This is a genomic window from Moorena sp. SIO3I8, from assembly GCF_010692325.1.
Taxonomy (GTDB): domain Bacteria; phylum Cyanobacteriota; class Cyanobacteriia; order Cyanobacteriales; family Coleofasciculaceae; genus Moorena.
Genome location: NZ_JAAHHW010000171.1, coordinates 1 through 10901, shown reverse-complemented (window position 1 = coordinate 10901; position 10901 = coordinate 1). Strand labels below are relative to the sequence as shown.

Sequence of the window (10901 nt, the reverse complement as noted above, 5' to 3'; positions counted from 1 at the left end):
TGTACTTACTCCAATTCAATATCTTATATTTGGTCTTGGCGGTTGCTTCTGTCATGGCTAAGGGGAAGCTCTATTTTTCTCTCTATAGATTATCTCACTCAACTCATACTCTTTATGCAACAAAGCCAACGCAAACAAAAATCTCTACCCAATTACTGAAGATGATTTGCTAACTTTACAGAACAAAATTCTCGTTCGCGAAGCGTGACCAAAGGTCAATCTCCCAATACACAGATTTTATAGTTTTTTAAAATCGGGATAACTTTTGATAAAATACTTTGTTGTTCTTTTAAATTACTACTACTCACATCTTGCACCAAGAAATGTTGATATCAATTCCCTGTGCTTGAAGCAGAGGTTGCAATCGGAGGATATCAGTTAATAATATGCAGACAACAAGCTGAGGGAGGAAAGAGTGGAGAGCTTTTTCAGCTACTTGCCCCCAATCGGGTAAGGTGGTTGAATCAGTAGAAAGATAAGCCCAGTGTGCCAACAGGTAGGCTATCATTGATAAAATCAGCCAACGGTACATCCCTAGTTTGGTTTGCGCAAGCTAGCGGTGCAGTCGCTTAACGGTGCTTAGCAGCTCTTTTACCAGCCCTCAATAGGCGACCTGCGCTTGCCCCACCAGTTGATAGTGCTGGCTTTCATAGGTCTAGTAGACAGCGACATTGCGCTTGTTAGATTTGCCGTCACGTTTGAGATAGAACCAAGAAATGGAAACAACTATGGGTTTGCCATTAAGCCGAACTTGTTGCCCTCGCTTGTACAGACTAGGGCGTGTCATCAATTAAGCCAGATAACAGTAGCAGCAAGATAAATTGCCCCGAGAAAGTTTATTGCTCGCTTATCATAACGTGTCGCGATTCCTCGATATTGTTTGAGTTGGGCAAAGAAATTCGTGGCGCAGATGTCGTGCTTTGTACAAGTATTTATCATATTCACGCTGGAAATTACGGTTGCGTTTGGGTGGAATCACCGCTGTAGTTCCCTTTTCTTCAAGTCGTTTAATCACGCGCTCGTCAGCATCATATCCCTTGTCTGCAATCAGTGTATCGGCTCTAAGGTCTTCGAGTAGGACATCGGCTCCATCGAGGTCACATGCTTGTCCAGGGGTCAAATGAAAGCCAGTAGGTAACCTGCGGCATCTACCACGGCGTGAATTTTCGTACTCAGTCCACCTTTACTGCGACCGATGGCTTCGCCCGCACCATCCCCCCCTTTGCCCCAAGAGACGAAACCTTAGATAGTTGAGCCTTATTACAAAAGACTTGAACCTTTTACCCATAACCTACTAACTATAAAGGCTCAACTATCTTACGGTAACTTCAAAGCACTATGCTGGTGGGCGCGTACAATTGTTGAGTCAATCATTGCATATTCATTGTCTGCATCCTTGGCTAGCTCCTCAAATATCTTTTGCCACACGCCACTTCTTGCCCACCGACAGCAAACGGGTATGAACTATCTCGTTTATCCCCAAATCTTTCCGGTAAGTCCCGCCAGGGAATACCCGCAAGGGTACCGATACAGCACTGCTTCGACAAATAATCGGTTATATGCATGCCGTCACTCCAACTGTCTCTTTTCGTCCTGGTAGTGAGTCTTTGATTCTTTCCCACTGGTCATCCCGCAAGGCATAGCGACGTGTCATGATAGCACGGATCCTAATTGACTCAACTCTCTACATTTATCGATTCTAAACTAGATTGATTCCTATTTGATGACACGCCCTAGATAGTGGGCGTCCATCAACCAGTTTACGGTCACGGCGGACTCCAACTACAGCGTGATATCTGAGCTTGCGAATGCCTCGCTTTAATTCCACACTACATTTGGCGGTATCTGCTAATATCATCACCTGAAAGCGACGAGTCAAGGCTTTAGGCAATCGTTGTACTAAGCGCAAGCCTAGTTGTGCTTGTGTTGTTGTGCCATAACCGCCGAAACACTCGAAAATTCCAAGGCACACGCCACTGTCCCACCACCAGGTACAGCACGACTAAGTGCAATCGAAGTTTGCCATTGAAAACACTGATAAGGGAGTCAAAAGCTTTGAAAAACCCTCGTAACTCTTAGCTAGTCAAGTCAATAATTACCTGCAAACATGGTCTTCGCCCTTTTGGTTTGTAGGATAGCAATTTGGCTATAACCCCTTGTCGCACCTGTCGAATCATTTCACGGGTTGACCAATGGTACTCATTGAGAAATCGACAATTGGCGCTAGTGGGACTTAAACAAAAATCAACCCCAAATAAAGCCCTTACTCGCTTTATAAAAGGCAAATACGTCTCGGTTTTGGGTCAACCAATTAAAGAAACGGAAAGACATGGCAGTACGAAAAGCTTCTAGAGCCTCAGGAAAAGTATTCATTCGCGTAGCGTGGCCTTTGGCCAAGGTTGATTAGCCCAGCGTCTTTGTAGTCCTCCAGTTAACTTGTGCCAAAGAATAAAAGTGTAGGCACAGAAGACTAGGATAAAATGGCGAATCAGACTTCTTTTATCTCTGACTTGGTATTCTCTCAAGCCGAGCCATCCCTTAGCTTCCCGATAGAATACTTCTACCCAATTTCTTTGAGAGTAAGTCGTTATAACCCACTGTGCTGTTACTTTATATGAATCAACATTAGTGATAAAATCATCAATGTCTGTCGCCTCTTCAATTGAACTTGCATCTCCTACGATAGCAAATGTTCTTTCTCCTTCTAGACGAGACAGCTTGGCATTTAATGTTGCCACCCAAACACTTTTCGGTTGCTCGTTCGTTGAGATGAACTTCCTCAAAATCATCTTAGGAGAGGCTTTTCGCTAATTCATCCGTAATTTTTACTTCAATGTCTGATTCAGTTTTAATAATAACTTTCCGTTCGCGTAGCGTGCGCCTTTGGCGCATTTTTAGCGACCCCTCCTAAATACTTTAGCTTCCTTTCTTCCAATTTTTTGATAAAGGTTGTATTGTTGCCATAACCGGCATCAATTAAGACGATTCCTGGACGATACCCCCGAGCCTTACTCCGGTCAATTAACTCTATTCCCAAGTCAGGCTTCTTCTGAAATTCCTCATCTTTCTTTCCCAAAGCTAGTGAAGTGGCGTGCTGATATAATTCTAGGTCTAATGGTAAGCTTTTTTTGCCATCATAAATATGGGTTGTGGGAGATGACTATTCCATTGTCTGTCTTACCGATTTCTCCTAGATACTGCCTTCCCACTCCGAAGCGTCAAGTTACCACTTTTTCTATGTCCAGAGTCATCCAAAATCAAGGCAAACCCTCCCTTGATTCGGGTCCCTTGAACATTTGTTCATCACTTGTAAACGGCGTTCATTGATCTTAACGGCATCCCAAGGGGCATCAGTCAAGAAATGGTGTAATCGGCTGTAAACTACACCTACTGCATTATTTGCCATCTGTGTCAGGTTTTTCCTCTCGCTTTCCCCTAATAATCCCCCTAAATAATGTCTAAATCCGGTTTTTTGGGCTTTGGCGCATGAAGCAATCGTCGAAACGTTTACACCATTTCTCAAAGCACGGGGGCATGGCGGAGGGAGTGGTTTCTCTCAGGTCGGTTATTTCGACGTAAAATTACTGTATGATAAGTATTATAGCCTTATTTTACTCTTTTTATTGTTTAAATCCCACTAATCTGAGTTTGTTGATACCAGCCCTGAAGAAATTGCTGAATTTGGTTGAAATTAAATGGTTGTACTTCTAACACCGTTTCGACCTGTGACCCTGGTGTAGTACGATAGCCCTGGGGACGATATGTCAAGATAAAAGCAGTTTGGGGATAGGTTTGCATCTGCTGGTTAACCCATTGACTCACCTGCTGACGCTGATCCGGATCAGCTACTTCATCCAACCCATCCAACATCACTAAGCATTTGCCATTTTCTAACTGATCCCGAAACCAATTAGCAGGAGGTTGTTCCAAGCCTGCGGATTGACCCAATCCTGGTAATGACCCTTCCTCAACTTGTTTCGTAACTAGCTGTGCCAAGTTAGGTTTTTGCTCACTAGTAATGCGATCGCAACTATTCCGCAAATATACCAGTATAGGAATTAGTTTTGGCGCTTTATACTGGCGGTGAGCATTGTTGGCATAGGTCAGGGTCAAATGCTGCAAGGTAGTGGTTTTTCCTGATCCTGGGGGGGCAATGATTGCCAAATGTCGATAGGCTCGTCTTTTAGGTATTTTGGCGATAAAATCCCAAATTTCCGGACTGATCTGAGATTGATGGGAGTTTGTCTTAGGTAATGGTCTATTACCTGGAATTTTTGTAGCGAATCTTAGGGGGACAAATACCTGCTCGAAATCCAACCTTGATAGCCTTGTGTTCAACACTACTGTCTTCAAGTCACGAAAACCGTAGACTAAGCTTTGGTAATACTTGTCTTGAAACTGTGAGGTTGATTTTCCGTCGTGAAACTGTGAGGTGAATTTTCCCCACAACCCCATGACCAAGTTTTATTCTGGTTCCAAAGCTTTCTCATTTGACTTGTTTTGGAACGATGGCTTGTCCGACATGTTTTCTGGCATAGTGATGCTACTGCTACAAAGCCCCTTGCTTTCGAGTGTAAGCGAGTCTAATACTAAGTTGCCGCTTAAAGATGTAATTTACTGGTAAGACTATCCTTGAATTTGACTTTTAACCGTCAACTGTCAACGCTCAATCCTCTTGGGCAAAAAACCGTTGCAATAGTGACCTAGTAACAACCAAACTTGGTGTAAACACGCTTACTCGATGACACTGCTGATCAATTCTAAATTTTTATAAACAATGCTATATTTAAAATATATATTTTTAACTATTAGTAACCGAATTGAGTTTTTAGCATTTTATCACTCTCATTCTTTGTCTGTCATTTGTGATATCTTCTAAGTGTCGTATTACTTTGTAAAAATGTTAGAATAGATAGTCAATGAATGTAGCGATTAAGCGAGTCCTATCACCCCTAAAACCTTACCTACGCTGGGCAATCTTAGGTGGGACATTATTCTTCTTAGCAAAAGCCTTGAAAGACAACTGGCAAGAAGTGCTAGCGATTCGGATCAGCACTTCTGGATGGACTTGTTTAGGGATCGCTGTTGGCGTGACATTGCTAGCCCACACCTGGACTGGCTGGGTTTGGCATTGGATGCTCCGGGAATTCGACCAACAACCAGGGCTTGGATGGTGTATCCGGATCTATCTGAAGGTTAACATTGCCAAATATCTACCAGGTAACGTTTGGCACTTCTATGGTCGGATCTGGGCAGCTAAAACAGCAGGAGTTCCATTGGGAGTAGCTACTCTGAGTGTGTTAATGGAACCTCCCATGATGGCAGTAGGTGCTTTATTGCTGGCTTTGATCAGCTCTCCTTTGGCCAGCCGGATCATTCAACTCCCAATTCTGTTTGCTGTACTGATACTGATTCATCCTTGGTGTTTAAACCCATGCCTACAGTATTTAGCTCAATTAACAGGCAAGAAGAAAAGCATTGAATCAGATGAAGATCAGATTATCCGGGTCAAGCGCTACCCAATCCTACCATTGTTGGGGGAATTGGGCTTTTTGGGATTGCGAGGTTTAGGCTTTTTGCTTACCCTGTTAGCCTTAAGTCCAATCAGCCCCAGCCAACTCCCCCTGTTGCTTAGTGGGTTTAGTGTAGCTTGGCTGTTGGGCTTAATTGTCCCAGGGGCACCAGGGGGAGTTGGGGTATTTGAAGCCACTGCAGTGGGTTTACTAGAGCATGACTTTGCTCCGGCACTGGTGCTGAGTTCCGTTGCCTTGTATCGTTTGATCAGTATTCTATCAGAAGTTGGCGGTGCGGCACTGGCATGGTTAAATGAACCTCCAAGCGATCGCTCTTCTAACCAAGATCAAGGATGAAAACTTCATAAGTCATACTTTCATACTTCATACTTCATCGTGATAGGTAGAAGCTACGTACAACTCTTTTAACTGTTTATCATCCACAACACCTGGAGCATCGGTTAGCAAAGAACGTGCTTGTTGGGTTTTCGGGAAAGCAATCACATCGCGAATAGATTCTTCCCCAGCTAATAGCATTACTAGCCGATCCAAACCATAAGCAATCCCACCGTGAGGAGGGGCACCATAGTCAAAGGCTTCCAGCAGAAACCCAAACTTACTGTGAGCTTCCTCTTCGGACAAGCCAATAGCTTCAAAAACCTGTTGCTGAATCTCTGGCTGGTATATCCGGAGACTACCACCACCGATTTCTACCCCGTTCCATACTAAGTCATAGGCTTGAGCCCGAGCCGTTTTCAAATCATCTAAGTCATCAGGATGAGGAGCTGTAAATGGGTGGTGCAGTGCTTCTAAACGCTTTTCATCCGCATTCCACTCAAACATCGGGAAATCTGTTACCCAGAGTAAGTTAATTTTTGTTGAATCAATTAATCCCAATTCTTGACCAATTACAAGTCGTAACCGGTCGAGGGTTTTATTGACAATGTCAGCTGAACCAGCACCAAACAGCAGCAAATGACCAGCAGTAGCACCAGTTGCCTCTAATAACTGCTGTTTTTGGCTATCACTTAGGTTATCCTTAATCGCCCCGATGGTATCAATTTCACCTCCTTCTCGCACCCGGATGTAAGCTATCCCCTTAGCACCAGCTTCGCTTGCTTCTTTGAATAAGTCACCCCCTGGTTTAATCCGGACATTCGATATAGCTTCATTACCACCAGGAATAGGTAGAACTTTGACTACACCCCCAGTCTTTACTGCACCCGAAAAGACTTTGAAGCCAGAATCTTTCATCAAATCAGAGACATTGACTAGTTCTAAGCCAAAGCGAGTATCGGGTTTATCACTTCCGTAGCGTTCCATGGCTTCAGCGTAAGTGAGGCGGGGGAATGGTCTGGGGATATCAATACCTTTGACTGTTTTAAAAATGTGAAATACTAATGTCTCATTAAGCTGGAGAATTTCCTCTTGGGACATAAACGACATTTCCATGTCCAACTGGGTAAACTCTGGCTGTCGGTCAGCTCTGAGGTCTTCATCCCTGAAACATCGGGCAATCTGGTAGTATCGATCCATACCCGATACCATCAACAGCTGCTTAAACAATTGGGGGGATTGGGGCAGAGCGTACCACTGACCCGGATTAACACGGGAGGGGACAAGATAGTCTCTAGCACCTTCGGGAGTGGAACGAGTTAGTACTGGGGTTTCCACTTCCATGAAACCTTGTTCATCTTCCAGGTAACGGCGAATTCCTCTAATCACTTGATGGCGCAGTTGCAGGTTTTTGCTCATGCGATCGCGTCTTAAGTCCAAATACCGATATTTCAGCCGTAAGTCTTCTCGCACTGACTCAGTATCAGCACTGGACACCTGAAATGGCAACTGCTTACGCACTTTATTGAGCAGTTCAATGTAGAGAGCGTAAATTTCTACCTCGCCAGTAGGCAATTTGGGATTAAGGGACTCGTCAGGACGCTTAGTAACTCGTCCGGTAACCTTCACTACATATTCATTGCGCAGGTGATCGGCATCTTGATAGGAATCGGGGGTACGCTCAGGGTCACTAACAATTTGGACAACACCACGAATATCCCGTAGGTCCAAGAAGATCACACCTCCATGGTCGCGACGTCTGGACACCCAGCCGCAGAGGGTAACAGTTTCACCAATGTGCTGGCTTCGGAGTTGACCACAATAATGAGTTCGCATAGTCTTTGTCTATAATACTGGTTGAATTAATTTACTTATCAGGCTAAACCCTGGCGCGTTATGGTCTTAGATTCTCACCCTCACGGATGATATTTCCTGTTTTACAGGCACTTTACTAGGATTAAAATCCCCCGCCAGTAAGCCGACCCAGGCAATTTCAGCCACCACAAAGTCTGAATTATAGCTCATTTGACCCGAGTCTAGGCCATAGTCTGACACTAGGCTTCCTGATATGGGGGAAAAGGTTTCATAGGTTCTGTGTACCTTTGGGCTATAGTTCCTGATATCCTAACCCAAGCCAGATCTCCGACGAATTTACTGCAACGACCGAGTATGGCAACTAGACCTTGATAATTGGCTAGACTTTCCCTATCACTCTATTTTCCACAAACTCGATTGAGCAGTAACGTTTTGATGAGGAATGGATAACCATGACCATTAATACCGCCAAGCTGGAGACCATTATCCAAAATTTTGTCACCAGCACCAGTGAGGTTCAAGGAGCTGCTTTAGTTTCTCCTGATGGACTGCCTATAGCATCCAGTTTACCGAGCGAGATGGATGAAGAACGAGTATCAGCCATGTCAGCTGCTATGTTATCCCTAGGTGAACGGATTGGCTCGGAATTGTCCAGAGGCATTCTAGACCGCATCTTCGTAGAAGGTAATAAAGGTTATGGCATACTAACCAACTGTGGCGAGTATGCTGTTCTATTAGTCTTAGCCACCAAGGCAGCTAAACAGGGGGTGCTGATGCTGGAAATCAAGCGGGTGATTCCAGAGTTGAAGGCAGCCTTAGAGCCTCACCATTCCATACCAGGAATTTATGAAACAAAACTCTAGTTAAAGTGCCACAGCAAAGATATGAAAGGTTGCCACTGCTTATATCATGTCGGGATAATTACCCTTAATAAAAACCTCCCCCATCTCCCCATCTGGCCATCTCCCCATCTCCCTACACTCCCCATCCTCCCGGCGCCCCCGCCCCTTAATTATGGGTATTCAACCAGACTTGATATTCGAGTAGGGTGGGTGAATTTCATCTTGACAGATAGTTCAATATAATGTATTATTTGCTATGATTTTTCGTAAAAATGCTCACTGTTATTTGAATAATTTAAGAAATCCTTTTGATTTTAGGTAACTCAAGATACCTATGGTCTTAACTGGAAGTTGCTATACTTGCAAAGCTATCTAAGCGCCAGGTTTGAGTTAAGCCTATTGCCAATGTCAGATTGCCAATGTCAGAAACCCTGCTGAACCTCTCCTCTCTGATGCTTATATCTTCATTTGACGCATCAGTCATAAGATATAAATTTTTTACTTTACACTTAGGGAATTACTAACCCAATGGTTATAAATGTATTGTAAAATAATTAAAATTTAATAACTTTACTATAAAATCCCAAAAAATGGATAAAAAAAAGAGATTATTAATTAGGTGATGTGACTATCAATAAATTTAAGCCTAGTAATAGGTTAATTGATTTATTATTGACAAGTAATGGCTATCACGAGTTCTTTAGCGGAATTTTCCCTCCCAGAATTGTTTCAGTTCCTCGATCAGGGAAACAAAACTGGATTACTAACCCTCCGATTCAAGCTAAGTAGGCATAGTCAAGAAATAAAAGCTCGACATATTCTACTGCGCCAAGGTCGGATCTTGGCAGTTAGCCATCGTCTGGATCACCAATGCCTGCTGAAAATGATGTGTCAGCGGGGTTGGCTGAGCCCTGAGGTAATTAATGAACAGGTAAATCGATGTCCGGCGAATAAACCTATTGGTCTGTACTTGAAGACTAAGGGATTTATGCATCCAGAGCAGTTGAGACTACTATTTCATGCCCAGGTTATACGCTCAGTTTGTGGCTTATTCAGGCTCAAAGATGCTAAATTTAGGTTTGACTCTAAGGCAACCTTGCCCACGATAGAAATGACGGGTTTAAGCATCTCAGCTACCAAAGCAACTCTAATTGGTCTGCGAGCTCTACCAGATTGGACTGGATTAGCAGACAAGCTACCTGAGACAACCTCCGCACTATCTAGGGCGATGGTGGGTCATCGCCAGTTAGGGCTAGACCCAATGGAAGCTGGAGTTTGGAAATTAGCCAATGGGTCGATTCCCCTCACTGATATTGCAACTCGGTTGGGGAAGTCTCTGGAAACGGTTCAACAGATATCCTTCCGGCTGATTAGCGTGGGTTTAGTCGCAGAAGTGCCTATGCTTACTTCATATCAACAGAACTATTGGCAATCACAGGGATTAGAGCCAGTCGCCGTTGGGGCAAATCGAACTGAGGAGGACAATCCTCAAGAGCTGAGCAATCGCTTTGTGCAACACTTACTTGGTTTCTTAAGGAGGTAATAACAGCTAGGTAGTTTTTGGAGTTAATGGTAGTTTTTATGCAATCAGAGCATGGTAATCCTAATCCAGTGGTTGACAATAATGTTGTCGTGTTTCCGATTCTGCTTCAGAACGGCTAACAGCAAATAAGCGTGGAAATTATGCGTCTAGTTGTGACCGGTGCCGTGGGTGCTGGAAAATCCTCTTTCATTCGCTCGGTTAGCGAAATCGATGTAGTGGATACAGATTGCCTAGCAACGGACGTGACAACTAAAATTAAGCAAAAAACTACAGTAGCGATGGACTTTGGGCGTTTGCAATTTGCTCGAGATATGGCGCTACATTTATATGGTACTCCAGGACAGTCTCGCTTTGATTTCATGTGGGACATCCTGATTCGGAAAGCCCATGCTTACATACTCCTTGTTGATGCCCATCGTCCCAGTCAGTTTAGCTCTTCCCGTCGCCTGCTCAGTTTTATGCAACAGCGTGTAAAAATTCCCCTAGTGATTGGTCTAACCCATGTCGATTGTGATGGAGCTTGGTCAGAAGAGGATATAGCGATCGCATTGGGCTTTGTGGATGAAAGCAATCGACCCCCGATGGTCAGCCTCAATGCCAATCAACGAGATTCTGTGATTCAAGCATTAATAGTGCTAGTACAATATATCATTAAATGTGACATCTCCCACACTCACCCTAATGGTTAGAGTGTGGGCTGATCGCCGTAAAATCTAAATTTAGGATCTAGGGCGTGTCATCAATTAAGCCAGATTACGGCAGCAGCCAGATAAATTGCTCCTAGAAAGTTCTTGGCTCGCTTATCGTAGCGCGTCGCGTTCGCGAAGCGTGACCAAAGGTCAATCCCTCGAT

Annotated in this window: 8 protein-coding genes and 4 pseudogenes; 4 read left to right on the top strand and 8 right to left on the bottom strand. The window is 44.0% G+C overall.

Annotated elements, in window-relative coordinates; all coding sequences use genetic code 11:
* Positions 1-155: 155 nt before the first annotated feature.
* The 7 genes and pseudogenes from F6K51_RS33260 to F6K51_RS33240 form a co-directional block, all read right to left on the bottom strand.
* Positions 156-320: pseudogene (locus F6K51_RS33260) on the bottom strand (IS4 family transposase); the annotation flags it as partial.
* 466 nt (positions 321-786) lie between these two features.
* Positions 787-939, bottom strand: coding sequence for a transposase (locus tag F6K51_RS38755; protein ID WP_365940445.1), 153 nt, complete (start codon positions 937-939; stop codon positions 787-789).
* Positions 926-1129 (bottom strand): annotated as a pseudogene (locus F6K51_RS38750) (transposase); the annotation flags it as partial. The gene F6K51_RS38755 and the pseudogene F6K51_RS38750, both read right to left, overlap by 14 nt.
* Before the next feature lie 203 nt (positions 1130-1332).
* Positions 1333-1654: pseudogene (locus F6K51_RS33255) on the bottom strand (transposase); the annotation flags it as partial.
* A gap of 45 nt (positions 1655-1699) precedes the next feature.
* Positions 1700-1972 carry a hypothetical protein gene (locus tag F6K51_RS33250; protein ID WP_293029083.1) on the bottom strand — a complete coding sequence of 91 codons (273 nt, stop codon included), beginning with the start codon at positions 1970-1972 and terminating at the stop codon, positions 1700-1702.
* Positions 1973-2244: 272 nt separating this feature from the next.
* Positions 2245-3560: pseudogene (locus tag F6K51_RS33245) on the bottom strand (IS701 family transposase).
* A 67-nt stretch (positions 3561-3627) separates the two neighbouring features.
* Positions 3628-4455, bottom strand: a complete 828-nt coding sequence (locus F6K51_RS33240; RefSeq protein ID WP_293029080.1) for an NACHT domain-containing protein — start codon at positions 4453-4455, stop codon at positions 3628-3630.
* A gap of 464 nt (positions 4456-4919) precedes the next feature.
* Between F6K51_RS33240 and F6K51_RS33235 the strand changes: the two genes are divergently transcribed.
* The gene (locus F6K51_RS33235) at positions 4920-5870 is read left to right on the top strand and encodes a YbhN family protein (RefSeq protein ID WP_293029077.1); all 951 of its coding nucleotides are present in this window, start codon (positions 4920-4922) and stop codon (positions 5868-5870) included.
* 27 nt (positions 5871-5897) lie between these two features.
* Here F6K51_RS33235 and aspS read toward each other — a convergent pair whose 3' ends face one another.
* The gene (gene aspS / locus F6K51_RS33230; RefSeq protein WP_293029074.1) at positions 5898-7685 is read right to left on the bottom strand and encodes an aspartate--tRNA ligase; all 1788 of its coding nucleotides are present in this window, start codon (positions 7683-7685) and stop codon (positions 5898-5900) included.
* Positions 7686-8116: 431 nt separating this feature from the next.
* On the opposite strand from aspS, the gene F6K51_RS33225 reads away from it, so the two are divergent.
* From F6K51_RS33225 to F6K51_RS33215, 3 genes are all read left to right on the top strand, one after another.
* Positions 8117-8527 carry a roadblock/LC7 domain-containing protein gene (locus tag F6K51_RS33225; protein WP_071102467.1) on the top strand — a complete coding sequence of 137 codons (411 nt, stop codon included), beginning with the start codon at positions 8117-8119 and terminating at the stop codon, positions 8525-8527.
* A 661-nt stretch (positions 8528-9188) separates the two neighbouring features.
* Entirely contained in the window at positions 9189-10049 is an 861-nt protein-coding gene (locus F6K51_RS33220; RefSeq protein WP_293029069.1) for a DUF4388 domain-containing protein, read from the top strand.
* A 140-nt stretch (positions 10050-10189) separates the two neighbouring features.
* A complete protein-coding gene (locus tag F6K51_RS33215) occupies positions 10190-10738 on the top strand; it encodes an ATP/GTP-binding protein (RefSeq protein ID WP_293029065.1) in 549 nt (182 codons plus the stop codon).
* Positions 10739-10901: the final 163 nt, after the last annotated feature.

What these genes read in the sequence shown, in the direction of transcription:
- F6K51_RS33215 (WP_293029065.1), top strand. Translation starts at nt 10,190, where the DNA reads ATGCGTCTAGTTGTGACCGGTGCCGTGGGTGCTGGAAAATCCTCTTTC.
- F6K51_RS33235 (WP_293029077.1), top strand. Translation starts at nt 4,920, where the DNA reads ATGAATGTAGCGATTAAGCGAGTCCTATCACCCCTAAAACCTTACCTA.
- F6K51_RS38755 (WP_365940445.1), bottom strand. Translation starts at nt 939, where the DNA reads ATGATAAATACTTGTACAAAGCACGACATCTGCGCCACGAATTTCTTT.
- aspS (WP_293029074.1), bottom strand. Translation starts at nt 7,685, where the DNA reads ATGCGAACTCATTATTGTGGTCAACTCCGAAGCCAGCACATTGGTGAA.
- F6K51_RS33240 (WP_293029080.1), bottom strand. Translation starts at nt 4,455, where the DNA reads ATGGGGTTGTGGGGAAAATTCACCTCACAGTTTCACGACGGAAAATCA.
- F6K51_RS33225 (WP_071102467.1), top strand. Translation starts at nt 8,117, where the DNA reads ATGACCATTAATACCGCCAAGCTGGAGACCATTATCCAAAATTTTGTC.
- F6K51_RS33220 (WP_293029069.1), top strand. Translation starts at nt 9,189, where the DNA reads ATGGCTATCACGAGTTCTTTAGCGGAATTTTCCCTCCCAGAATTGTTT.